This is a genomic window from Parasphingorhabdus sp. JC815, assembly GCF_040717415.1.
GTDB lineage: Bacteria > Pseudomonadota > Alphaproteobacteria > Sphingomonadales > Sphingomonadaceae > Parasphingorhabdus.
In genome coordinates this window covers 409725-433590 of sequence record NZ_JBFEFM010000001.1, presented here as the reverse complement: position 1 = coordinate 433590, position 23866 = coordinate 409725, and the positions used below count along the sequence as shown (strand labels likewise).

Sequence of the window (23866 nt, the reverse complement as noted above, 5' to 3'; positions counted from 1 at the left end):
ATAAACATATAGAATCCACCCTCTAACCATGGCAGACGGCGCACGCTCCGATCATCCGGCGGTACAGGAACAGCTCGACCGTCTTTTTTACCTTTCTCCTGGCCGAGATGTACTCGGTCTGGAACGGATTAATGCTGTCATGGGGCTACTCGGCAACCCGCACCAGAAATTACCGCCTGTATTTCATGTCGCGGGAACCAACGGTAAAGGTTCGACCTGTGCCTTTTTACGCGCCGCGATTGAAGCAGAGGGACTAAAAACGCATATTTATTCCAGCCCCCATCTGGTCCGTTTCAATGAACGTATCAGGCTGTCGGGATCACTTATCGAAGATGATTATCTGGCGCTGTTGTTGACGCAAGTGTTGGATAAAAGCGAACATATTAATCCCAGTTTTTTTGAAGCCACAACGGCGGCGGCCATGCTCGCTTTTGCAGAAACCCCTGCGGATGCGTGCATAATGGAAGTTGGTCTGGGCGGGCGGTTGGATGCCACCAACATTGTGCCCCATCCTGTGGCAACCGGAATTGCTGCATTGGGCATTGATCATGAAGCGTTTCTGCTTTCTCCGGAAGAAAACACACCTAATGCCCCATCCGTGCGGGTCGCATGGGAGAAAGCCGGCATTGCCAAGCGGGGCGCTCCGTTGCTGACCCAAAAATATCACGATGATATGGCGGCGGCAATTGCAGAGCATGCCGTCAAAACCGGCGCACAATATCTGCCGCGCGGTGAAAAATGGGATGCTGTAATTTATGAACATCAGCTTCATTACCGCGATGATCGCGGGAAACTAACACTTCCCTTACCCACCCTGACCGGCGCGCATCAAGCGGAAAACGCTTCGCTTGCCGTTGCCATGTTGCGCCATCAAGATACGATAGAGATTTCCGATGCTGCTTTTCGCGCCGCGATGGAATGGGCAAAATGGCCTGCACGGCTACAAAAGCTGAGCCCCGGCCCGCTACGCGATATATTACCATCTGATTGTGAAACATGGCTTGATGGTGGGCATAATGTGAATGCCGGTGAGGCACTGGCCGCGCATTTCACAAATTATCCGAATCAATCTATCCATATCATTATCGGCATGCTGGCGAACAAAGATCCGTCCGCGATTATAAAGCCGCTGAAATCAAAAATCGCGAGCATCACGGTGGTTCCGGTTGACGGTCATGAGGCCCATGTAGCTGATAATTTTGCTGCAATTGATATGACCATTGCTAGCGCACCTGATATGGCGGCTGCTTTGAAATTGGTCGCAGCCAGAAACCCCCAAACTGCACTAATCGCCGGCTCGCTTTACCTCGCCGGTGCTGTTCTGGATGCTAATTGGCAGTTGCCAGATTAGCCTGCTTCTCGCGTGCTCTTTGTCGATTGGTCCGAACCCATTCTATCAAGCATAGAATAATTGCAAAAATGCCAAGTCCTGCCGTGAAAAGGAATATCTGGAAATATCCATTGCGCTCAATCATCTCACCCAGAGCGCCGCGCCCCAAAGTACCGATCAAAAAAGTCAGGGAAGATAATAATGCATATTGCACTGCGCTATAGTGCTTGCTGGTAATCGACGAAAGATAGGCAACAAATGCCGCGCCTGCCAGACCGCCAGCCAGGTTTTCGCCGGTTATGGCCAGCATCAGCTTTGCCATGCGTTCATCCGCTCCAAACATGTTAACCAGCCACGTGAAGCCCGTAACCTTGGAAAAAGTGGCAATTGCGGCGCCGCCCGCTGCTAGATTAGCATATAATAAATTACTCGCCGCAGCAGTTACCGCGCCGATGGTGAGCGTCGCCATCCGGCCAAAATAGGCAAAGCATACGCCGCCCAGCGCGATACCCAACATCGTCATCCCGACACCAAAAAACTTGGATGCAACCGCGACTTCGCTTTTTGTGTATTCCAGCTCGCCAAGATAGAACGGATAAGCAAAGCTGCCCCAAATATTATCAGTAATTCGGTAAGAGAGGATCAGCGCCAATACTAAGATTGCCGCCCATCCCAAACGGCCCATAATATCAGCCAGGGGCAGCACCAATGCCCGATAGCCATGATCGAGGATCGCATCGAAAGCGGTTTCGCGGCGTGTATCGTTATGCAAAACATATTTGCCGTTGCGCCGCCAATACTCCAGAATGGCCGCGATAATCGCCGGTATGATGACGGTAGCAATAACGATCAGCGGTCCGTTAAACTGAATAAACTCCACCGAGTCAGGCCGAGTTTCAGGATCAGAGCCAAGCGATTGCACCATGAATACGCCAACCCGTATTAACGCCCAGCCCCACAGCACACCGACAATCGTCAAAGCATAGGCGCGGATTTTAGGCTCAAGTTGCCCGGTCACGCGCAAGACATTATCACTATCAACCTCGTCCATCGCTTTCGTATCCGGCGCAAAGAAAGTCGCAATAGAAATTACGAGCATGGTGCCTCCCATCAAGGCATAAACAAGCGGCCAGCTATATGCATCCGCCAAAAACAATGCCAAAGCACCGCCCGCCAATGCGGCAATGCGATATCCCAATTGATAAACGGTCGATAGCATGTCGAGCGTCGCGACTTCATCCGCGACATCCACACGCCATGCGTCGATCACCACGTCCTGAGTCGCCGATGCAAACGCCCCCATGCCCGCCAACAGGGAAAACCAGCCAATGGAAGATTGCGGATTAAGCACAGACAGAACCAACAGGATGATCCCGAGCAGCATTTGTGCTGGAATCAACCAGCTTTTACGGCGGCCCAAACGGTGCAGGCCTGGTATTTTCAACCGGTCGACGACAGGCGACCACAGAAATTTAAACGCGTAAGCCAGTCCGATCAGCGAGAATACGCCCATTGTTTCTAAATCGACCTTGGCATCGGAAAGCCAAGCATAAAGAGTGCCCAACAAGAGAGAGTAAGGCAGACCAGCAGAAAAGCCAAAAATAAACATCATTCCGGTCTTTCGCTGACCCAGCGATGCAATAAGTTTCCTGAAACCCGGCTTTTCTTCGGCTTGGGCCGCTTCACTCACACTACTCTCCCTAAAAATATTCGAAACTCTAGCGGCAAATGGCTCAAATGCCAGCCGGATTTTACCACTGCGCTCAGATATCGAGCGGCCTGACGCAATCATAGCATCTGCATTATCCGCAAGGTTACTGATTGCGACAAACTTCATTTTCGGCCATGCGCAAAAGCATGACCGACAAAGAATCAGGCAAAGTCTATAAAGCCAAACCCACGCGCGGGGCAAAGCAAGAAACTAACCGGCCTAAACCATCGGAATCGACGCATAAGGAACCTGTACGCGAAGGGCAACGCATCGCTAAACTGTTGGCACGCGCAGGTGTAGCCTCTCGCCGCGAAATCGAACGGATGATAGGTGAAGAGCGCATTGCCTTGAACGGTGTCACCGTTGACCATCCGTCTTTGCTGCTGAAAAATCTGACTGGCATTACCGTTGATGGAAAATCTGTTGCAGAACCTTCCCCAGCAAAACTGTTCCGGTTTCATAAACCCAGCGGCTATCTGACCGCAGAGCGCGATCCAGCTGGTCGCAAAACCATTTATGATGTGCTGCCTAAAGATATGGAAAGGATAATTCCGATTGGCCGCCTCGACCTGAATACCGAGGGGCTATTGTTGATGACCACCGATGGCGAGTTCAAGCGAGAGATGGAATTACCCAAGACCGGGGTCGAGCGTACCTATCGCGCACGGACATTTGGTGACATCACACAAAATGAATTGGAAGAATTATATCGCGGTATCACGGTTGAGGGCATCCACTACGGACCGATCGAGGCCAATCTGGAACGCCGCACGGGCCGCAACCAGTGGATCGAGATGACCCTTACCGAAGGCAAGAACCGCGAAGTCCGCCGGGTATTGGAACATCTGGGTCTGAAAGTTTCTCGCCTGATCCGTACCCGTTATGGTCCGTTCATCCTTGGTGATCTGCCCAAAGGAGAAATTGACGCCGTTCGGCGCCATGATTTGGTAAAATTTCGGAAAAGTCTAAAGTGATAAACCAAATCAACATGCCCTTCTCTATCAACAGAGCACTTATCCTATGCGTATAATTGCTGGAGATTGGCGCGGGCGGAAAATTGTTGCGCCCAAAGGCGAAATTACCCGCCCCACCGCGGACCGCACGCGCGAAAGGCTGTTTTCCATGTTGACCAGCCGCTTGGGTGACTTTTCCGATTTACAGGTGCTTGACTTGTTTTCAGGTTCCGGCGCGCTGGGTCTGGAGGCCTTGTCACGCGGAGCCGCGCATTGCACGTTTGTCGAGCAAGATCGCGTTGCTTTGAAAGCTTTGGAAAAGAATATAGAAACGTTAGCCGGATCAGGTAGAGAAAATACGGATATTCGCATTGGTTCGGTCCTCGCGCTAGGTCCCGCGCGGCAGCCTTATGATCTAGTTTTAATGGATCCGCCTTATCAAACCGGTGCTGGTGCAGTGGCTCTTGACAAGCTGGGTCGTCATGGATGGTTTTCGCCATCAAGCTGGATTGCGATAGAGACCTCTCGCCAAGAAGAAATTGAGGTCAAGGGTTTTGATCTGGAAAGCAGGCGCGATAGCGGAAACGCCCGACTACATATTCTGCGCCCCGCTAATTGATACTGGCTACAAGACTTAACTATTAGCGACCGTATATGCTGCTGTTTCACTCGGCTGATGCTGCAACTGCGTATAAGCTGTGGCCGAAGCCATCATTATGGTCGCGATGATCGCGCTAAATAATAGACGTTTACTCATTTTCTGTTCCACTTCGGGGAGTTATTCTTTAGATCCGGTGCATATGGTGCGCTGCAACATAAACTGCAACCCTTAGTTGCCCTAGATTGACAGAATATTAAAATCCGTCGTCATGATACGAAATTGGAGAGAAATTGCTCTTGCCGCCGCCGGTGATGTTCCCTAACTGTTCACCTGTGACCGAAACTGTCAATATATCCCCTGAAAGCGACCCGCCTTATGTGCGCGGACTAAACGCTCCGCAACGCGATGCTGTGTTAAGCACCGAGGGACCGGTTCTGGTATTAGCTGGTGCCGGCACAGGAAAGACTGCTGCCCTCACCCGGCGGTTAGCGCATTTGATATATATGCGTAAAGCATGGCCATCGGAAATACTTGCCGTTACCTTTACCAATAAAGCTGCCCGCGAGATGAAAGAACGGATTGGCGCTATTGTCGGCGATGCAGTTGAAGGGATGCCTTGGCTAGGCACGTTTCACAGCATCGGCGCGAAAATGCTGCGCCGACATGCAGAGTTGGTCGGGTTAAAAAGCAATTTCACCATTCTCGATACAGATGACCAGATCCGTTTGCTCAAACAATTGATTCAGGCGGAGGATCTGGATGACAAACGCTGGCCTGCAAGAATGCTGGCAGGATTGATCGACCAGTGGAAAAACCGCGGTCTAAACCCGGCTGACCTCGATGCCAATGAAAATGAACGCTATGGCAATGGTCGTGGTCAAGAATTTTATGCTGCTTATCAGGCCCGTTTAAAAGTTTTGAACGCCTGCGACTTTGGCGATCTTTTGCTCCATATCCTCAACCTGCTAAAAACGGACCGCGAAATCCTGAAACTCTATCAGGAGCGTTTTAAATATATTCTGGTCGATGAGTATCAGGATACCAATTCCAGCCAATATCTCTGGCTGCGGCTGCTCGCGCAGGATCGCAAAAATATATGCTGTGTGGGTGATGATGACCAGTCGATCTATAGCTGGCGCGGGGCAGAAGTTGCCAATATATTGCGCTTCGAAAAAGATTTCCCTGATGCCAAAGTCATCAAACTGGAACAAAATTACCGCTCCACGCCCCATATCCTTGCCGCCGCATCTGCGCTGATCGCCCATAATAGCGGTCGTCTTGGCAAGACATTGTGGACCGAAGAAAAAGACGGTGAAAAAGTGCAAATCACCGGTGTCTGGGACGGGCCGGAAGAGGCCCGGCGCACGGGCGAGGAAATGGAAAGTCTGCGCGACAAAGGCGTATCGCTCGACGATATGGCTATTCTGGTTCGCGCACAGTTTCAAACTCGCGAGTTTGAGGACCGGTTTATCTCCATCGGGATACCATACAAGATTATCGGTGGATTTCGCTTTTACGAACGTGCGGAGATCCGCGATGCGCTTGCCTATATGCGGGTCATTGCACAGCCAGCGGATGATCTTGCTTTTGAGAGGATCGTCAATGTTCCCAAACGTGGCCTTGGGGATAAAACTGTGGAAAAAATTCATCGCTTGGCCCGAACGCAAGCTATTCCGCTGACTGCTGCGGCGATCGCCATCTGCGATTCAGACGAACTGCCTGCGCGAGCACGAACAACGCTTCAGGGCTTGATGAGCAATTTCGCGCGCTGGCGGAGCAATGTCGAGGGACTTCCCCACGCAGAGCTGGCACGGTTAGTGCTAGACGAGTGCGACTATACCACGATGTTGCAGGCGGACCGATCACCCGAGGCCGCCGGACGGCTTGAAAACCTGACTGAGCTAACTCGTGCGATGGAGGAATATGAAACGCTGGGCGACTTCCTTGAACATGTATCGCTGGTTATGGATAATGATGCAGTTAGTCACGAGGCCAAAGTCACGATAATGACGATGCATGGCGCCAAAGGCCTGGAATATGACCATGTCTTTTGCGCCGGATGGGAGGAAGGCGTATTCCCCTCTCAACGTAGTCTTGACGAAGGCGGAATTGCTTCGCTGGAGGAGGAGCGCCGTCTTGCCTATGTCGCCATCACCCGGGCGCGCAAAAAATGCACAATATTCCATGCTGCAAACCGGCGGATATATGGTCAGTGGACCAGTTCCATCCCCTCTCGCTTCATTGGTGAGTTGCCTGCAGAGCACATAGAAGAAGAATCCAGTATGGCGGGAGGTGAAAGCCTGTGGCGTGCCGCTTGGTCGGACCGCGCTGATTCTTTTGACAGCAGCCCTTTTGCCGATGCCGCACGCGGATCAAACCGCGGTCCGGGATGGAGACGCGCGCGCAATGCCGGAACATTCGAAAGCACCCCGAAAACCATAAAGCCCGCTCACCGCAGCGCTGTATCACAAAGCAATAAAGGCCGCGATGATGTCAGTATTGGCATGCGTGTATTCCATACAAAATTCGGATATGGCGAAGTGATGGAGAAAGATGGTAACAAGCTGGAAATTGAATTTGAAAATTCGGGCCAGAAGCGTGTCCTCGACAGTTTTATCGAAGTCGTTTAAACTATTGGCGACCTAAATCTGCACTTCCCGCCATTCACCCGGCTGCAAGCCCTTCAAGGTCCACTCCCCGACACTCCACCGCACCAGCCGCAATGTCGGATGTCCGGTTGCGGCTGTCATTCGTCGAACCTGCCGGTTACGCCCCTCACGAATTGTAAGCTTTAACCAGCAATCCGGCACGCTTTTGCGGAAACGGACCGGCGGATCGCGGGGCCATAGATCGGGTTCGGCAATGCGTCCCACTTCAGCTGGCATTGTCTGGCCATCCTTTAAGCTCACACCGCGCCGTAACTGCTCAAGGCTTTCTTCTTGCGGCTCTCCCTCTACCTGTGCCAGATAAGTTTTTGGCAGCTTATATTTGGGATCAGTAATCCGCGCTTGCAATTTTCCGTCATCTGTTAGCAGCATCAAACCTTCACTATCACGGTCCAGCCGCCCGGCCGGATATACGCCCGGAATATCAATATGATCTGACAAAGTAGGCCGCGCCGTCTGCGTGCCGCGATCGGTAAATTGCGACAGCACGCCAAAAGGTTTGTTGAGCAGGATTAATTTCGCCATCGCCTTCCTTTGACACTGGTGGACACTATCAGCAAATTATTGTTGGCATTTTTCCTGCCTGATTTTGTATAGGGCAGCAATGCAATTCACCCATTTCGATACCGACGCATTTTTGCGTGATTACTGGCAGAAAAAGCCGTTACTCATTAAAAACCCCTGGGAAGCGTGGAGCGACCCGCTTGAACCGGATGATCTGGCCGGTCTGTCCTGTGAAGATGGTGTCGAGTCGCGTCTGATTACCCATACAGATATGGACGGCGGCTGGAACGTCGAAAATGGCCCGTTGCCAGAAGATCGTTTCGACCAGCTTGGGGATGAAAACTGGACCTTGCTGGTTCAGGCGGTGGATCATTATGTGCCGGAAGTATCCGCGCTGATCGAACCATTTCGTTTCATTCCAAACTGGCGCATCGACGATGTAATGGTCAGCTTTGCGGCTAAAGGCGGCGGAGTCGGACCGCATTTTGATCAATATGATGTATTCCTGATTCAAGGAACCGGACAACGCCGGTGGCAAATTGGCGGGGCTTGCGATTCTGATAGCGCGCTGTTGCCGCATGATGATTTACGTCTGCTCGCCAATTTCGAAGCAAGTGAGGAATGGATTTGCGAACCAGGTGACATATTATATGTCCCGCCGGGCGTGGCCCATGAAGGCACAGCAGTCAGCGAACAGTGCATGACCTATTCTATCGGTTTTCGCGCACCTGCACGCAGTGAACTTATAGGCTATTGGGCTGATGATTTGATTGCGGATATGAAGGATGATGACCGCTACACGGACCCTTCATTACAAGCACAAAATAATCCGGGTGAAATCAGGCCCGAAGCCATTGATGCGTTGCATAAGATGATTCTGGGAAAACTGGCTGATCGTGATGCTTTTGCACGTTGGTTCGGGGAATATAGCAGCACGCCGAAATATCCCGATATAGACTGGCGCGCGCAGCAGTCTTCAGGAATCGATCAACTACGAGCGCATCTGGCCAGCGGCCATCCATTGCACCGCAATCCAGCTAGCCGTTTTTCCTTTATCCGGCAATCCGACAAGTCGATCATATTATTTGTCGATGGCGAATCTTTTCCATGCACAGGCCACACCGCGATATTCGCAGAGATTTTGTGCGGGCGAGGACAAATTTCCCTCGATCCCGTCCTGATCGAATCCAATGATGTTATGGCATTGATCACTCGGCTATATATTCAAGGCAGTTTGATCTTCGATCTGCAAGATTAGCTTGCGGAATTATCCTGCGGCAATCGTATCGCCCAGATCAATTATCTTGCCATTGGTGACAATCACACGGTCGCCCAGACTGACCTGCTCAAATAACAGGCGGGCAAATTCGGTCGGCACACCAATGCAGCCGCGCGTTCCATAGCCCCATTTCACGTCTGCCCCATGGATTGCAATCCCGTCATTGGTCAAACGCATCATATAAGGCATCGGCACGTCATAGAGGTTCGACACATGATCGGCATTTTTCTGAGTGATCGGGAAAACACCGGTTGGCGTAGGCTTTAGTGCATCGCCAAATTTGATGACGGTCGCGCCGATTTCATAACCACCTTTAAATACTGAAAGCGATTCCGCTTTCAAATCTACAGTAATGATTATTTCCCCGTCGGGCACGCCCTCATCGTCCCATTTATAATATCCGTGCACAAATGGCTCATCAATCTGGAGTACGCGTTTAATTACAAAATCGCTCGCGGTTTCAGGCTGTGTTTCTGCAGCTGGCTGGTGTAAGATAGGCTTTGCATCATCCGCTTTGGAAAGAGCAGGCAACTCCGCTCCTTGCTCCACCGCCGGTATAACGACTGCTGCGCGAACCACGCCCATGACTGCCAGCACAAACACGGCCAGTCCCGCCATAATAAGTATCGCCTTGCTGATCCGCAATGCAATCTGGTTAGCCATTATTCTACTCCGGTTATTGAGCCGCTAACGCTGCCGCTCGGTTTATCTTCATAATTTATTTACCAAATATAAGCGCGCCTCGCCATCTTCTATTCGCGTCTGTGCCGCTAAGGGACGCAGAATACAGGAACGTTAACTGGGTGATGTTTGGGGTGGGCCTGGAATAAGCGCATCGCCGCTACAAGCGTTGCAATATGCCGCCCAATAAAAAATTGCTGTTCTGTAAAGGCATACAGGCCTAAAACTAGGCCAATCACTGAATCTTAATTAAAGCGCACGGCTACCGACCCGAAAGAAACGCCTTAGAATAATTTCCAGAAGAAGATCAGAGCCATTTCCCAAACCGCACCCCATCCATTTACAATTTCAAATTACCGCTTTTTGTGGTTCTCCCGCCTCTCGGCGATGTTCGCGCTTTATGCGATGATGCTTATTCTAGGGTGGCAGGCGTATAATCTGGCCCGTGAGGATATGGGCGTCGGGGCCTCTGCGGGCATATTGGGGTTGCTCGGCCTGCTTCAGTTTGTGCCATTATTCATTCTAACCCCACTGGTTGGATGGGTTGCCGACCATATGGACCGGCGCTGGATTGCGCGAATTGTTTTGGCGGTTCAGGCTGCGATTGCACTGACTTTGGGGCTATTAACCGTAACTGGGCAAATCTCGTTATGGGCGATATATCTCATTTCCGTATTGCTCGGTATCTGCCGGGCCTTCCTGGGTCCAGCGATAAGCTCGCTAGCGCCGAATCTGGTTCCCAAAGAATCGCTACCCCGCGCCATCGCTTTATCCAATATCGCATGGCAAGTGGGAGTCATCGCCGGTCCGGGCATGGCCGGGCCGCTCTATAAAATTGCTCCTGCTCTGCCCTATTTTGTCTGTGCCGCGCTCTATATTCTAGCGGTAGCGGCGATGCTAATGATCGGTCCGGTAAAGCGCAGCGCGATTGACCGCACCAAAGGCCCGCTGCGTCAGGTGTTGGACGGCATGTCCTATGTTTGGACCAACAAGCTGGTGCTTGGTGCTATTACGCTGGATCTGCTGGTCATGTTTCTGGCCGGGGCGACCGCGATGATCCCGGTGTTTGCGCGCGATATATTGGATGCAGGAGAAATCGGGCTATCGTTGTTGGCCGCTTCGCCTGCGGTGGGCGCGGTCATCGTCGCAGTGATCTTTTCATTTGCACCGCTATCACGCAATGTTGGTAACAAAATGCTGATCGCCATGGCCATTTTTGGCCTTGCCACAATCGGCTTTGGTTTAAGCACCTCGCTGCCCCTGTCGATGGCCTGCCTGGCTATATGCGGCGCGGCGGATATGTTCGGCATTTATGTGCGCGGTTCATTGATCCAACTGCACACCCCGGATGACCGGCGCGGACGAGTCGGCGCGGTCAGCCAGGTAACGGTCAGCGCATCAAATGAATTGGGAGATGCGTTGTCAGGCGGGCTGGCAGTGTTGTTCGGTCCCATTGCAGCCATTGTAGCGGGCGGTGCAGGTGCTATAGTCATAACAGGACTCTGGTCACGCCTGTTCCCGCAACTGGGCGCGGCCAAAACTTTTGATCCCCCTGATGATTTGGACGATAATATTAGTGGGAATTTGAAAAGAAACAAAACACCAATCGCTTAACCACGGATAGGAGAACAGACCAATGATCGCCAATAACATACTGGAAACCATAGGTAATACACCGCATATCAAAATGCAGCGCCTGTTTGGTGATGCCCGGGTGTGGATTAAGTCAGAGCGGTCCAATCCGGCTGGTTCGATTAAGGACCGCATTGCTTTGGCGATGATTGAAGAAGCGGAAAAATCTGGCGCCTTGAAACCCGGCGGCACCATAATTGAACCGACATCGGGTAATACAGGCGTAGGGCTGGCCATGGTTGCGGCGGTAAAGGGATATAAGCTGATTCTGGTGATGCCGGAATCAATGTCGGTGGAGCGTCGACGTCTGATGCTAGCATACGGGGCCAGCTTTGACCTCACTCCAAAAGAAAAGGGCATGAAGGGCGCCATAGAACGGGCGCAAGAGCTGGTTGATTCCACATTTGGCGCATGGATGCCGCAACAATTTGAGAATCCGGCCAATTTTGAGGTCCACAAGCGAAACACGGCGCAAGAAATATTGACAGATTTCAAGGACAATCCGCTGGATGCTATTGTCACCGGAGTTGGTACTGGTGGTCATATCAGCGGCATTGCCGAAGTGCTCAAAAAAGAGTGGAGCGGACTAAAAGTCTATGCGGTAGAACCCACTGGTTCACCGGTAATAAGCGGCGGTCAGCCCGGCCCCCATCCAATACAGGGCATTGGTGCCGGTTTTGTTCCCGGTAATCTGCATACGCAAAGCATTGATGGCGCGATATTGGTTGAAGCAGCCGATGCCAAGGAAATGGCCCTGCGCGCAGCAAAGGAAGAAGGCATGTTGGTCGGAATAAGCTCTGGCGCCACATTAGCAGCGATTGCGAAAAAACTTCCCGAATTGGCCGATGATGCCAAGGTTCTGGGCTTTAATTACGACACGGGCGAACGCTATTTATCCGTCCCGGATTTCTTGCCTGAGGAATGAGTTTCCTGCGATAATTCGCTAAGATACCTAAAGTCAGATAATGGCCGCTGCTCCCAAATCAGGAGCGGCGGCCAATAGCTTCAGGATACACCGAACATTTTTGGTGATAGCGCCATAAGCGCCTCACTTCCGCCTTCAATCTTACGGCGCAGTGCACCAGCGTCGGGGAAAAAGCGTTCGGAAAAATAGCGGGCTGTCACCAGCTTGGCTTCATAAAACTCTGCATTATCTTCTCCAGAAGCCAATGCCTTGGCAGCAGCTTTCGCCATCCGCAGCCACATCAAGCCAAGCGCGACAATACCCATGATATGCATATAATGATGTGCGCCGGCCCCTGCATTATTAGGATTGACCATGGCATTCTGCATGAACCACATGGTAGCCTTTTGCAGCTCGCCATTGGCTTTTTCCAAAGCCTCGGCAAAGTCTTTCAGCTTGTCATCATCCTTTGCATCGCCTGCTTCTTTAGCGATCAGGGAGAACAACGCCTGAACCGCGCGACCACCATTTTGGGCCAGCTTGCGGCCAACCAGATCCATTGCCTGAATACCGTTTGTGCCTTCATAAAGCATGGAGATGCGAGCATCGCGGACATATTGTTCCATACCCCATTCGGCTATATACCCATGACCGCCATAGACTTGTTGGGCATTTGTGGCGACTTCATATCCTTTGTCCGTGCCATAGCCTTTGATCACAGGAGTCAATAACGACAGAAGATCATCAGATGTTTGGCGCTCCTCTTCTGTAGGTGCCTGATGAATCAAATCCGCCTGCAATGCGCCCCATAGACATAATGCGCGCATGCCTTCGGTGAAGGCTTTCCCGTCCAATAGCATGCGCCGGACATCGGGATGCACAAATAATGTATCGGCTTTTTCTTCTGGGTCTTCCGGTCCTGTCAGCGCCCTGCCCTGACGGCGATCATTGGCATAATGAACGGCATTTTGATAAGCAACTTCGGCAATACCAAGCCCCTGTTGACCAACGCCCAGACGTGCCACGTTCATCATGATGAACATCGCTGCCAGCCCTTTGTTTTCTTCACCGACAAGATAACCCGTCGCCCCGTCATAGTTCATGACGCAGGTGCTATTGCCGTGAATACCCATTTTATGCTCAATAGAGCCGCAAGATACCGCGTTACTGTCGCCCAAAGAACCATCCTCATTGACAATAAACTTGGGAACGATGAACAGCGATATTCCTTTGACGCTATCCGGCGCATCGGGAGTTTTGGCAAGGACCAGATGAATAATATTCTCGGACATGTCATGCTCGCCCGATGAAATGAAAATCTTTGTACCCGTAATCGCGTGGGAACCATCGGCATTGGGAACAGCTTTGGTTCTGATAAGGCCAAGATCCGTACCGCAATGCGGTTCGGTCAAGTTCATTGTGCCGGTCCATTCACCCGACACCATTTTAGGGACGAAGCGGGTTTTCTGTTCATCGCTACCTTTTGCGAGAATAGCCGAAATCGCACCGTGGGTCAGGCCGGGATACATAGCAAAAGCCATATTGCCGCTTGTCATATATTCCCCAATCGCCATTGAAACGATGTGCGGCAAGCCCTGTCCGCCAAACTCCTCTGGCGCCGATAATGTTCCCCAGCCCGCTTCGCAATATTGCTTATAGGCGTCTTTAAAGCCGGTTGGTGTGGTTACACTGCCATCTTCATGGCGAACACAGCCTTCTTGATCTCCGACCTGATTGAGCGGGAACAGCACATTTTCAATAAATTTGCTTCCCTCGGTAAGGATCGCATCAATCATTTCCGGCGTTGCATTTTCAAAGCCAGGCAAGGCGGAAAACTGCTCAACGTCGAGCACATTGTTTATAATAAACTGCGTATCACGGACGGGGGCTTGGTAATTAGGCATTCTCTACAGCTTTCTGTTATTTCGAGTGTGGCCAGCAGGTATCGGCGGATAGCCAAGCCTGTTACATTTCGGTTAGTTTTACAGCGTCCTGCACAATCTTGATAAATTCGGTGAGTTCTTTGATAGAACTGTCAATATCGTTCCGCTGTTTCTTCAGAAGATTTACCTTCTCCTGACATTTATCGAGCGTAACTTTTTTTTGCGTGATACGACCATCGCCCAGATCATAGAGATCAATCATTTCGCGAATCTCGGTCAAACTGAACCCGACGTTTTTCGCCCGCATGATCCAGGCAAGGCGCGCACGGTCCCGCTTTGCATATATACGCGTCAATCCTTTACGATGGGGCGCAATAAGACCTTCGTCTTCATAAAACCGGAGCGCGCGTGCTGTGACGCCAAATTCCTCCGATAAATCCGAAATCGTGTAGGTTTCGCGATTTTGAAGATCTGGCGTATCAAGCTCGGCATGATTGAGCGGTATAGACATATTGACCGTATAAGTTACGCTAACGTAAACGTCAAGCCTATTGGCCCGGACATAAATTCTCGATTTCCCGACCACGGGTAGACCGCGCAACCGCATTGCCCTCCCCAACCAGATAAAAACTCACACCATCGAGCACCGCCGGAGGAGTGCAATAACTATTGCAAGACGTTGGTAAGATACCCGGAAACCGGAGAGAGACACCATCAAAACTTGCATCAAAGATACATTTCTCTTCGCCAACCGTCCTACTATTCAATGTGATCCTGACATTTTCTCCAGCACGCTCAGCTGCGCCCATGGCTTCGCATTTGCTATCGGGGCCAAAAACGGCGAGAAGCCCAACCTGATAACCATGCTCATCATTGCCTACGGCACAAAAGCGATCTTCACCCAGATCACTACGTCTCTCAAAAGCTCCGGAAAGACTCATATTGCGAACGTCAGGAATGATACCCGCATCAATGGCAGCTTGCTCCAAAACTGGCAATTTTTGGCTCAATCCCGGAGGTATGCTGTCTTCTCCTTCTTGCTGCTCCCCGGCTTGATCACATGATGCAAGGAAGAATGCGACCAATATTAAGGCCCTCCCCCATTTCACTCGACATCTCTCAATTGACCATTTTCAATTTTCCGATAAAAACAGCTATCTGCGCCGGTATGACATGTCGGGCCGGAAGGCTTTGCTTTAATCCATAAAGCATCTTGATCACAATCTATCAGCACTTCGACAACATTGAGAATATTTCCCGAAGTCTCACCTTTTTTCCAAAGTGTCTGACGACTCCGCGAATAGAAATGGGCGACATCAGTTTTCAGTGTCAGATCCAACGCTTCGGCGTTCATAAAAGCGACCATCAGTATATTACCGGATGAAGAATCCGTCACTACAGCGGATATGAGGCCGTTCGAATCATATTTCGGATTAAGCTCTGATCCGGTCTCCCGATCAGTTTTATGTTTATCTTTCATTCTATTAAATTAGAAGCACGGAACCTTCTACGCAACGCAAAACCAACCTTTCGTATATTTGAATTGCCTCAGTACAGATTATGACAATTTATTTACAAGCTAGGGGAGACAAACCGATTAATCATACCTATATCGCTGCCATACGCGAACTCCAGCCATGATGGCGCTAATATTTTAGCAGTAAGGTGCGATATGCTTACAACTCACCCGTTCGATGATGACAAGCTTCGTGAAGAATGCGGGGTATTTGGCGTGGCCGGCGCCGAGGACGCTGCGGCAATGGTTGCGCTTGGACTTCATGCTTTGCAGCATCGTGGCCAGGAAGCGGCCGGAATCACATGCCGTAATGGACAGGAATTTTATAGTCACCGCGCTCTTGGCCCGGTTGCCGGTAATTTTGATAGCCGTGAAGTTATGGACAAACTCAGCGGCGATTACGCTTGCGGACATGTTCGTTATTCGACCACGGGCGCTGGAACGTTGCGGAATATTCAGCCACTTGAAGCGGAACTGGCTACCGGTGGTTTTGCGATTGCGCATAATGGTAATATATCCAATGCGCTAAAGCTTCGGAATGAACTTGTGCAAAATGGTTCGATATTTCAATCTACAAGCGACACCGAAGTCATAATACATCTACTGGCCACATCAAAATATCGCACATTGCTCGATAAATTCATTGATGCTCTGCGAAGAGTGGAAGGTGCTTATTCACTGATCTGCTTGACGCCGGACGGCATGATAGCATGCCGTGATCCGCTAGGTATAAGGCCTTTGGTTATCGGCAAAATTGATAATACTTACATATTCGCATCAGAAACAGTAGCACTCGACCTGGTTGGAGCAGAATATGTTCGCAGCGTGGAAGCTGGAGAATTAGTCGTCGTTTCCAACGGTGAAATGCGCTCACATCGACCATTTGGACAAACCAATGCTCGCCCTTGCATATTTGAACATGTTTATTTTTCTCGACCGGATTCGATCGTTGATGGGTCCTCTGTCTATAGTGTACGCAAGGAGATCGGTGCACAGCTAGCAATCGAAAATCCTGTTGACGCGGATTATGTTATTCCCGTTCCGGATAGCGGAACTCCAGCAGCAATTGGCTATGCCGAACAATCAGGTATTCCGTTTGAACTCGGAATTATTCGTTCTCACTATGTCGGCAGAACATTCATCCAGCCCGGAGACGGTGTCCGCCATCTTGGTGTGAAACTAAAACATAATGCCAACAGACCTTTAGTGAATGGCAAGAAGATTGTCTTGATTGACGACAGCATCGTTCGCGGGACAACCAGCCTGAAAATCGTGCAAATGATGCGGGAAGCCGGCGCAGCCGAGGTCCATATGCGTATTGCAAGCCCTCCTACAATGCACAGCTGTTTCTATGGGGTGAATACACCAAAGCGTGAAAAACTACTCGCGGCGATGAAATCCGTTAATCAAATGTGCGAATATATCCAGGCTGACAGCCTGTCTTTCATCTCCATCGACGGTCTTTACCGTGCTGTTGGTGAAGAAGCACGGCAAGATATTAAGCCACAATATTGTGACGCTTGCTTCACGGGAGCATATCCGACCCACCTCACTGATCAGGAAGATCAGTTGCAGTCTGATCAGCTTACTATGCTGAATGAGAAAACGACCGTCAAAGAAGCACCGATACTGGCCGGACAAGCCGGATAAGCTGATCATTTGCAGGTAAATCAACCAATGAGTTTCAAGAATCAACTGGCACTGGTGACTGGCGCGAGTCGGGGCATAGGCGCGGCAACCGCAATCGCTCTGGCTAAAAAAGGTGCGCATGTCATACTGACTGCCCGCACCGCCAAAGACCTTGAAGAGGTTGAGGAGATCATCCATCGGGCTGGCGGTAATGCAACTATTGCCCCTCTGGACCTGACTGATGGGGATAGCATCGGCAGACTGGCGCAGGCGATTTCTGATCGTTGGGATGCGCTGGATATCATGGTGCTGAATGCCGCTATGCTTGGTTCATTGTCACCGGTTCCGGCAATTGACGGCAAAGAATTTAACAATGTTTTGACTCTGAACCTGATCGCACAACAGGCATTGATTGCAGGTTTCGACGCGATGATGCGTAAGAGTGAGGATGCCCGGCTGCTCGCCATAACCAGCAGCGTTGGTCGATCACCGCGCCCCTTTTGGGGTGCCTATGGCGCATCGAAAGCGGCTCTCGAAACACTGGTGACGAGCTATGGTGAAGAGATGCGCAATCTGGCCAAATTGCGGATTGCCATCATTAACCCCGGCCGCACCCGTACAGAAATGCGAGCCCGTGCCTATCCCGGCGAAGATCCGCAGTCAGTCAAAGCGCCAGAGGTGGTGGCTGATCGTATAGCCGAGATACTCTCAAGTGATTTTGAAACTGGTGAACGCTTCGATCTCAATTAACGTCGCTGGTACCTTCTATCTGCCCTGCTTCGCTTGCCTCTGAATCTAGATAGGCCTGAACTCCGTTGTAAAAAGCAATGCGCTGATTTTTCTTGTCATCCGGCGAAGCACTTGGCCAGTTTCCATTGCTAGCGATGACCAGCTTACGAGCCGGATCGACAAATATTCCTTGCCCGAAAATACCCTGAGCAGCGAAACTGCCGTCATCAAACGTCCACCACTGATAACCATAGCCGCGCCCCGGCACTCCTATATCCGCCTGTTTCGTGCCAGCCTTGGCAAACCAAGCATCCGGTACAATGCTTTCATTTCTGATTTTTCCGTCGTTCATCGCAAACTGGCCAAATAATGCGTAATCCCTGATCGTAGCAGAGATACAGCAACCGCCTATCTCTTTGCCACCTTCATTTAACAGCCACTCCGCGTCATGTGACATGCCATAGGGCACCCATATTTTTTCCGAGAGATAATCGGAAATAGTCTTACCCGTAGCTTTAGCCACCAGCACGCCAATCAAATTGGTTTCGCCGGTATTATATTGCCAGCGCGTTCCCGGCTCGGCCTCGTTCTTCAGCGTTTTCATATAAACAATGATCGGGTCAACGCCGTCAACGGGTTTGGCGTTGTTGAACAATGCAACATCGGATTTCGGATCAGCATAATCTTCATTCCACTTCACACCCGATGTCATGGTCAAAAGCTGTTGCACCGTAACGCCGTCATATCCGCTGTCTTTCAGTTCCGGAATATAATCGACCAGCGGATCGTCTAGGGATTTTATATAACCGTCCTTGATTGCCGCCCCAACCATCGTTGAAACCAAAGATTTTGCCACTGAAAATGAAGTCCAGCGGTCATCCTTCCCAAAATCCATGCGATATTTTTCAAGCCGGATCTTTCCGTTCTGTAATATCACGATACCTGCAGCATTCTGGTCAGCCATATATTGGTCTATCGACAAGGATTTGCCATCCACCTGAAACTCATCAGGCAATGCTTTGCCCTGTTCCAATATTCGAGGTTTCTCGCCAGCCGCGATTGTGTTGGACGGGACCAGCGAATCCATCATCCGGAACGCTTTGTTACGCTGATCATTGGTCCAGAAGAGAATATTTTTATCAGTCGGCAAGCCGGCCGCATCTGCGGCGACTTCCTTGACCTTCTCACAGCCCGGCAAAGCCAGACATATTCCTACCCCTGTCATTGCGACAATCAGACTTTTCCCCAACTTCATAGTCACTCCCCCACTAATATTATTGTTTTATCAAAGTAACCTGCGAGACATTTGTTCCACCACCGCTAAACCCGCCTTCGCAATATGCCAGATAATATCGCCACAGCCGTACAAACCTCTCATCAAAGCCTATCGGTAGTTTTCCCGCCTCGACAATTGCGTCAAAACGCTCACGCCAAAGTCGCAATGTTTCAGCATAATCAGAGCCAAAATCATGTTGGTCGGACCAACTAAGTCCGCGCTCCTCAGCTAGTGCACGAAAACGACTTTCAGAAAGCAACATTCCCCCAGGAAATACATATGTCTGGATAAAGTCCGCGCTGGCCGCATATTGTTCAAAAATATCATCCGCTATACTAATATACTGAATTGCTGCCCTACCGCCGGGTTTCAGATTCCGCGCAATACAATCCAGAACATCTGGCCAATATTTCTGGCCAACTGCTTCGACCATTTCAACGCTCACAATTGCGTCATATTGATCGGCGACATCGCGGTAATCCTGAATAAGGAAATTCGCCTCCGGATGACGGTTACGCGCCCACAGGGTTTGCTCATTTGACAACGATATTCCGGTCACATCCAGACCATATTCCCGAGCCAAGGTAGCAGAAAGATATCCCCAGCCGCAGCCTATTTCCAAAACCTTCTGACCGGCCTTACTATTCAGACGCCGCGCTATTGCAGCGATCTTTTTGGCTTGTGCTTTCTCCAAAGACTTGGTTTTTCCCGTGCTGTCCTCAAAAATAGCACTTGAATAGCTCATGCTTTTATCGAGCCATAGCTGATAGAAATCATTGCCAAGATCATAATGATATTGAATATTCTGGCGCGCACGAAACTTATCATTATGTCGACGTGAATGGCGTATTTTTGCAATCCAGCGAAAAACTCCGGAAGCGCGACCCGTGTCTTTTAATCCGGCTCTATTGCGGGTAAACAGATCAAATAATGGGACAAGATCAGGACTTTCCCACTCCCCCAATTCCCATGCACGGTACCAGCCTACCGAACCGCTATTGACTAACCTAAGCAGCGCGTTCCAGCTATAAATTGTGATTTCTGCCTTGGGTCCTTCACCCCTGCCACCAATCATCCGGGTAGTACCATCGGGCAACTTGCCAACAAACGTGCCATGATCGACCCCGGCATCAATCCGGTCCAATATCCGGTGGAAACCCGGCGCTGTGATACGCGCGAACAACCCGCCTCCGGTTCCGAACCGCTTGCGCGCGCCAAGAAAATGGCTGCCACGTTTAGGTGATTCAGCATTCATGGCTTGAATATGGACTAGCGGTAACTGCTTGGCAATGCAGAACTATCCTTCCCTAAAATCGTGGCTCAAGACCCTGGTGACGCAGCTGATCCTGCCAGGATGCCGCCGTCAATCGTCATTTCCGTACCGGTGATATATGTGGCCTCATCAGATGCCAGTAGCAACGCTAGTGCCGCGACTTCCTTTGCCTCACCAAAGCGTTTTAGCGGTGTATCGCGCACTAAAGCCTTTTTCATAACCTGTCTTTGCTCTCCATGACCAAGCATCGGTTCCCACATCGGCGTCATAATTGCAGCGGGATGAATCGAATTGCATCGGATATTCCAACCTGATTGCGCACAATAAAGAGCCACTGATTTACTGTGGTTGCGAATTGCTGCTTTGGATGATGCATAGGCCGCCGCACCGGCTATGCCGACCTGGCCCGACCGCGACGAAATATTGATAATTGCTCCTTTGCCCTTATCCTTCATAGCGCGGATAGCATAGCGACACCCCAGAAATGTACCGTCAAGATTTACACGGTGCACTGCGCGCCAGTCATCGAGCGAGACATTTTCCGGATCATGTGGGGCCGGGCCTTTTTCAAATCCGGTTATCCCGGTATTGTTTACGACTACATCAACGGCGGGATATAGTTCGGCAAGACGTTCCCAATCCGCTTCACTCTCAATATTCATCACGAAGATAGGAGATTGCAACTCCAGCCCTGTTTGCGTCAATGTTTCGGAATCTTTATCGGTCAATAAGACCTTCGCACCCTCCGTGATAAACGCTCGCGCAATTGCTTTGCCTATCCCACGTGCAGCGCCGGTTATGATGCAATATTTTCCTGATAACCGTCCCGTTATTTAATCTCTCTATAAGCTGTCAAAGCGCGTTCGCGCGCATTCTTGTGACTTATTATCTTTGTGGGATAATTAGCTGGTTTCACTCCATCTTCTTCTGGATCATGTATATATGGATCACTGATATCAGCTAACTCCGGCACCCATTTACGAATATAATCACCAGCGTTGAATTTTTCTGATTGTGTCAAGGGTGCCATGATCCGGACGAACATGTTGCTATCTACCCCTGTTCCTGCGACCCATTGCCAATTGACGCTGTTTGACGCAAAGTCAGCATCTACAAGCGTATCCCAAAACCATTGCTCACCTTCACGCCAGTCGATTAGCAAATGTTTTATCAAAAAGCTCGCGGCAATCATCCGCACGCGATTGTGCATCCAGCCTGTCGACCATAGTTCACGCATACCGGCATCGACAATCGGATAGCCAGTCTCGCCGTCGCACCACGCCTTGAATTCTTTCCTGACCTGAGCATCCCCCATATCACGCCAAGGAAATATACAGAATTGCTCGCGGTAACTTTCACTACCATATTGCGGGAATTGATAGATCACAGTTTGTGCGTAATCACGCCAACCCAATTCTTTCAGATAGGTTTCCACATTAGAATGATGAGCCGTTATCCGATGCCAGACATGAGATGGACTAATCTCACCGAAATGGAGATGCGGCGATAATCGGGATACCAATTGCTTCGACGGAAGGTTGCGGCCCGCGTCATAGTGAGGTGCTTTCTCAATAAATTTATCCACATTGGCACGAGCGCCATTCTCGCCGGGCTTCCATACATCCTCAAAGCCGGCAGCCCAATTGGGACTTGGCAGCAATTTCCAATCTTCCAGATTGTCTCCTAACGGCCATTGTTGCGGACTTTCCAGTTTTTGCGGCACAGGCACTGTGTCAGACGGCGGCATAATAGCGCGCAATGACTTCCAGAATGGTGTAAATATTTTATATGGGTCACCGTTTCCTGTTGTTACAACGCCCGGAGGCAAAAGATAGTTGCCGTCATGCAATACCAGTTCCGCCTTGTTATCCAAAGCATCCCGCACTTTTTTTTCAGCATTCAGCCACCATGGCTCATAGTGATGCAAAGCATGGATTTCCTTCGCGCCAGCCTCCCGAGCAATATCAGCAAGGACTTTTCCAGCATTTCCACATTTCAAAATAAGCCGCGAGTCCTTCTCTCGCAAACGCTGATCTAAGGATTTTAGGCTATGATGCAGCCACCAGCGTGATGCCGCGCCCATTTTGCGATCTCCGGGCGTTTCGTCATCAAGCACGAAAACTGGAATGACGGGACCGCGCGCTGCAGCAGCCGTCACCGCGGCTTGATCAGATAATCGTAAATCGCGGCGAAACCAAATGATAACGGGGCTGTTCATTTGCTACCTGCTTCTGTTGTGGACAATTTATCAAGTGAGATATTAGCCTGTACCGAAAACCGGCTTTGCGCCACGGGACTTTGAAACCGCATATCCGAGATATTGAGCACAAATCCCGGACCCGCTCCGGTTCTATCTTCTTTTAAGAACACTGGTAATCGCGCCCAAAACAAAAAATCTCTTACATCGGCATTCATCGCCTTGGATTTTTCGATCAATTCCGGCGATGCGTTGCTTTGAACGAGCGGAACTTGCCAGTTGAGCTTTTCTGAATTCATCAGATCAAATTGTGCTTCACCATATATCTTCCCATTACGTCCGGTCATTTGCCAGATGACATCACGTCGCCAAAATGTGATGGGTACGGGATTGGCAACAACCTGCACCGGCGTTACTCCAGAGCCTTGCTCAACCGCTATCGCCGTATCTGCTTCCGCCTTTCCAGTAATCAGGCCATTGGTAAAAATATACGCGCTAACCGTAGCAAAGCTGATCCATGCAGGTCGCTGCCAGTCTGCCTGTTTCATTTTCTCCCGCCTACGGGATATCCAGACACCGGCGATCAGCGCCGCCCAGATCCAGATGTCGATGATAAAAATGCTGTCGCCATAAAACCAGCGCGATGAAAATGGCTCCAGCAAGCGGATGCCATAGCTGTTTAGCCAATCCAGCGCAGGGTGACTTAAACAGCCAATATAGGCAAGCGTCAACAGCCAGCCCTTATGAACTGGTAAACGTGTGGGTGAACGTCCCCATTTTTTCTGGCCGCGCCGTGACTGCCAATTATCAAACCAGATCATGATGCCAGCGAGGATGATCGGCAGGATCAACATCGCAAGCGGACCATGGGTAATGCCCCTGCGAATAGCGAGATGCTGCACACCGCCCAGCAAGGTCGCTACCGCATCAATGTCGGGAATATTGGCGGCGATGATCAGCGTCGCCATGCCAAGTCCGGTTTTCTTTTTTAGGCCGAGCTGGCCAAGAACAGCGCCAGCGAGGCTGTGAGTCAGATTATCCATTTGTCGGGCATAGCTCTAAAAAGCCCGGTGCGATAGATAGCCGACACGCAGCTAACTCA

General features: G+C 50.6%; 22 protein-coding genes. 9 read left to right on the top strand and 13 right to left on the bottom strand.

Going from position 1 to position 23866, the window contains the following annotated elements:
• Window positions 1-28 precede the first annotated feature (28 nt).
• Entirely contained in the window at window positions 29-1351 is a 1323-nt protein-coding gene (locus AB1K62_RS02095; protein ID WP_367000848.1) for a folylpolyglutamate synthase/dihydrofolate synthase family protein, read from the top strand.
• Here the strand turns inward: AB1K62_RS02095 and AB1K62_RS02090 are convergent.
• Window positions 1329-3020, bottom strand: a complete 1692-nt coding sequence (locus AB1K62_RS02090) for an MFS transporter (protein ID WP_367000846.1) — start codon at window positions 3018-3020, stop codon at window positions 1329-1331. The genes AB1K62_RS02095 and AB1K62_RS02090 overlap by 23 nt on opposite strands.
• Window positions 3021-3187: 167 nt before the next feature.
• Here AB1K62_RS02090 and AB1K62_RS02085 point away from each other — a divergent pair, with 167 nt between their 5' ends.
• Both AB1K62_RS02085 and rsmD read left to right on the top strand, forming a co-directional pair.
• The gene (locus AB1K62_RS02085; protein ID WP_367000844.1) at window positions 3188-4015 is read left to right on the top strand and encodes a pseudouridine synthase; all 828 of its coding nucleotides are present in this window, start codon (window positions 3188-3190) and stop codon (window positions 4013-4015) included.
• Between the two features lie 46 nt (window positions 4016-4061).
• The gene (gene rsmD / locus AB1K62_RS02080; RefSeq protein WP_367000842.1) at window positions 4062-4613 is read left to right on the top strand and encodes a 16S rRNA (guanine(966)-N(2))-methyltransferase RsmD; all 552 of its coding nucleotides are present in this window, start codon (window positions 4062-4064) and stop codon (window positions 4611-4613) included.
• A 15-nt stretch (window positions 4614-4628) separates the two neighbouring features.
• Here the strand turns inward: rsmD and AB1K62_RS02075 are convergent, their stop codons facing one another.
• Window positions 4629-4751 (bottom strand): hypothetical protein, encoded by a 123-nt coding sequence (locus AB1K62_RS02075; protein WP_367000841.1) that lies wholly within the window; start codon window positions 4749-4751, stop codon window positions 4629-4631.
• Between the two features lie 155 nt (window positions 4752-4906).
• Here AB1K62_RS02075 and AB1K62_RS02070 point away from each other — a divergent pair, with 155 nt between their 5' ends.
• Entirely contained in the window at window positions 4907-7225 is a 2319-nt protein-coding gene (locus AB1K62_RS02070) for a UvrD-helicase domain-containing protein (protein ID WP_367002021.1), read from the top strand.
• Window positions 7226-7237: 12 nt separating this feature from the next.
• Here the strand turns inward: AB1K62_RS02070 and AB1K62_RS02065 are convergent, their stop codons facing one another.
• Complete coding sequence (locus AB1K62_RS02065) at window positions 7238-7786, bottom strand: pseudouridine synthase (protein WP_367000839.1); 549 nt, start codon at window positions 7784-7786, stop codon at window positions 7238-7240.
• 79 nt (window positions 7787-7865) lie between these two features.
• Here AB1K62_RS02065 and AB1K62_RS02060 point away from each other — a divergent pair, with 79 nt between their 5' ends.
• Entirely contained in the window at window positions 7866-9023 is a 1158-nt protein-coding gene (locus AB1K62_RS02060) for a cupin domain-containing protein (RefSeq protein ID WP_367000837.1), read from the top strand.
• A 9-nt stretch (window positions 9024-9032) separates the two neighbouring features.
• Here the strand turns inward: AB1K62_RS02060 and AB1K62_RS02055 are convergent, their stop codons facing one another.
• Window positions 9033-9707 (bottom strand): L,D-transpeptidase family protein, encoded by a 675-nt coding sequence (locus tag AB1K62_RS02055; protein ID WP_367000835.1) that lies wholly within the window; start codon window positions 9705-9707, stop codon window positions 9033-9035.
• 324 nt (window positions 9708-10031) lie between these two features.
• On the opposite strand from AB1K62_RS02055, the gene AB1K62_RS02050 reads away from it, so the two are divergent.
• Window positions 10032-11339 (top strand): MFS transporter, encoded by a 1308-nt coding sequence (locus tag AB1K62_RS02050; RefSeq protein ID WP_367002020.1) that lies wholly within the window; start codon window positions 10032-10034, stop codon window positions 11337-11339.
• Window positions 11340-11361: 22 nt separating this feature from the next.
• Complete coding sequence (gene cysK, locus AB1K62_RS02045) at window positions 11362-12282, top strand: cysteine synthase A (protein WP_367000833.1); 921 nt, start codon at window positions 11362-11364, stop codon at window positions 12280-12282.
• An 80-nt stretch (window positions 12283-12362) separates the two neighbouring features.
• Here the strand turns inward: cysK and AB1K62_RS02040 are convergent, their stop codons facing one another.
• From AB1K62_RS02040 to hisI, 4 genes are all read right to left on the bottom strand, one after another.
• Window positions 12363-14165 (bottom strand): acyl-CoA dehydrogenase C-terminal domain-containing protein, encoded by a 1803-nt coding sequence (locus tag AB1K62_RS02040; RefSeq protein ID WP_367000831.1) that lies wholly within the window; start codon window positions 14163-14165, stop codon window positions 12363-12365.
• A gap of 61 nt (window positions 14166-14226) precedes the next feature.
• A complete protein-coding gene (locus AB1K62_RS02035; protein WP_367000830.1) occupies window positions 14227-14655 on the bottom strand; it encodes a MerR family DNA-binding transcriptional regulator in 429 nt (142 codons plus the stop codon).
• Between the two features lie 37 nt (window positions 14656-14692).
• Window positions 14693-15229 carry a hypothetical protein gene (locus AB1K62_RS02030; RefSeq protein ID WP_367000829.1) on the bottom strand — a complete coding sequence of 179 codons (537 nt, stop codon included), beginning with the start codon at window positions 15227-15229 and terminating at the stop codon, window positions 14693-14695.
• A gap of 20 nt (window positions 15230-15249) precedes the next feature.
• Window positions 15250-15624: a phosphoribosyl-AMP cyclohydrolase gene (hisI, locus tag AB1K62_RS02025; RefSeq protein WP_367000827.1), complete on the bottom strand. Its 375-nt coding sequence runs from the start codon at window positions 15622-15624 to the stop codon at window positions 15250-15252.
• Between the two features lie 192 nt (window positions 15625-15816).
• On the opposite strand from hisI, the gene purF reads away from it, so the two are divergent.
• A complete protein-coding gene (gene purF / locus AB1K62_RS02020; protein ID WP_367000825.1) occupies window positions 15817-17310 on the top strand; it encodes an amidophosphoribosyltransferase in 1494 nt (497 codons plus the stop codon).
• Window positions 17311-17337: 27 nt separating this feature from the next.
• Complete coding sequence (locus tag AB1K62_RS02015) at window positions 17338-18039, top strand: SDR family NAD(P)-dependent oxidoreductase (RefSeq protein WP_367000824.1); 702 nt, start codon at window positions 17338-17340, stop codon at window positions 18037-18039.
• On the opposite strand, the gene AB1K62_RS02010 is transcribed toward AB1K62_RS02015, so the two are convergent.
• The 5 genes from AB1K62_RS02010 to AB1K62_RS01990 form a co-directional block, all read right to left on the bottom strand.
• Window positions 18032-19273: a serine hydrolase gene (locus tag AB1K62_RS02010; protein WP_367000822.1), complete on the bottom strand. Its 1242-nt coding sequence runs from the start codon at window positions 19271-19273 to the stop codon at window positions 18032-18034. The two genes, AB1K62_RS02015 and AB1K62_RS02010, sit on opposite strands and share 8 nt — an antisense overlap.
• 19 nt (window positions 19274-19292) lie before the next feature.
• Window positions 19293-20549, bottom strand: coding sequence for a cyclopropane-fatty-acyl-phospholipid synthase family protein (locus tag AB1K62_RS02005; protein WP_367000821.1), 1257 nt, complete (start codon window positions 20547-20549; stop codon window positions 19293-19295).
• 65 nt (window positions 20550-20614) lie between these two features.
• Complete coding sequence (locus AB1K62_RS02000; protein ID WP_367002019.1) at window positions 20615-21400, bottom strand: SDR family oxidoreductase; 786 nt, start codon at window positions 21398-21400, stop codon at window positions 20615-20617.
• Window positions 21397-22785: a deoxyribodipyrimidine photo-lyase gene (locus AB1K62_RS01995; protein ID WP_367000820.1), complete on the bottom strand. Its 1389-nt coding sequence runs from the start codon at window positions 22783-22785 to the stop codon at window positions 21397-21399. Before AB1K62_RS01995 ends, AB1K62_RS02000 begins: the two co-directional genes overlap by 4 nt.
• On the bottom strand, window positions 22782-23807 hold the full coding sequence (locus AB1K62_RS01990) for a metal-dependent hydrolase (RefSeq protein ID WP_367000819.1): 1026 nt from the start codon (window positions 23805-23807) through the stop codon (window positions 22782-22784). The genes AB1K62_RS01995 and AB1K62_RS01990 overlap by 4 nt, the downstream gene beginning before the upstream one ends.
• Window positions 23808-23866 lie beyond the last annotated feature (59 nt).

Excerpts from the sequence above, each read along its gene's own strand:
- AB1K62_RS02085 (WP_367000844.1), top strand. The coding sequence starts at position 3,188 with ATGACCGACAAAGAATCAGGCAAAGTCTATAAAGCCAAACCCACGCGC.
- AB1K62_RS02095 (WP_367000848.1), top strand. The coding sequence starts at position 29 with ATGGCAGACGGCGCACGCTCCGATCATCCGGCGGTACAGGAACAGCTC.
- AB1K62_RS02060 (WP_367000837.1), top strand. The coding sequence starts at position 7,866 with ATGCAATTCACCCATTTCGATACCGACGCATTTTTGCGTGATTACTGG.
- AB1K62_RS01990 (WP_367000819.1), bottom strand. The coding sequence starts at position 23,807 with ATGGATAATCTGACTCACAGCCTCGCTGGCGCTGTTCTTGGCCAGCTC.
- AB1K62_RS02040 (WP_367000831.1), bottom strand. The coding sequence starts at position 14,165 with ATGCCTAATTACCAAGCCCCCGTCCGTGATACGCAGTTTATTATAAAC.
- AB1K62_RS02065 (WP_367000839.1), bottom strand. The coding sequence starts at position 7,786 with ATGGCGAAATTAATCCTGCTCAACAAACCTTTTGGCGTGCTGTCGCAA.
- purF (WP_367000825.1), top strand. The coding sequence starts at position 15,817 with ATGCTTACAACTCACCCGTTCGATGATGACAAGCTTCGTGAAGAATGC.
- AB1K62_RS02070 (WP_367002021.1), top strand. The coding sequence starts at position 4,907 with ATGTTCCCTAACTGTTCACCTGTGACCGAAACTGTCAATATATCCCCT.
- AB1K62_RS02010 (WP_367000822.1), bottom strand. The coding sequence starts at position 19,273 with ATGAAGTTGGGGAAAAGTCTGATTGTCGCAATGACAGGGGTAGGAATA.
- AB1K62_RS01995 (WP_367000820.1), bottom strand. The coding sequence starts at position 22,785 with ATGAACAGCCCCGTTATCATTTGGTTTCGCCGCGATTTACGATTATCT.
- AB1K62_RS02055 (WP_367000835.1), bottom strand. The coding sequence starts at position 9,707 with ATGGCTAACCAGATTGCATTGCGGATCAGCAAGGCGATACTTATTATG.
- AB1K62_RS02075 (WP_367000841.1), bottom strand. The coding sequence starts at position 4,751 with ATGAGTAAACGTCTATTATTTAGCGCGATCATCGCGACCATAATGATG.
- hisI (WP_367000827.1), bottom strand. The coding sequence starts at position 15,624 with ATGAAAGATAAACATAAAACTGATCGGGAGACCGGATCAGAGCTTAAT.
- rsmD (WP_367000842.1), top strand. The coding sequence starts at position 4,062 with ATGCGTATAATTGCTGGAGATTGGCGCGGGCGGAAAATTGTTGCGCCC.
- AB1K62_RS02005 (WP_367000821.1), bottom strand. The coding sequence starts at position 20,549 with ATGAATGCTGAATCACCTAAACGTGGCAGCCATTTTCTTGGCGCGCGC.
- AB1K62_RS02035 (WP_367000830.1), bottom strand. The coding sequence starts at position 14,655 with ATGTCTATACCGCTCAATCATGCCGAGCTTGATACGCCAGATCTTCAA.
- AB1K62_RS02015 (WP_367000824.1), top strand. The coding sequence starts at position 17,338 with ATGAGTTTCAAGAATCAACTGGCACTGGTGACTGGCGCGAGTCGGGGC.
- cysK (WP_367000833.1), top strand. The coding sequence starts at position 11,362 with ATGATCGCCAATAACATACTGGAAACCATAGGTAATACACCGCATATC.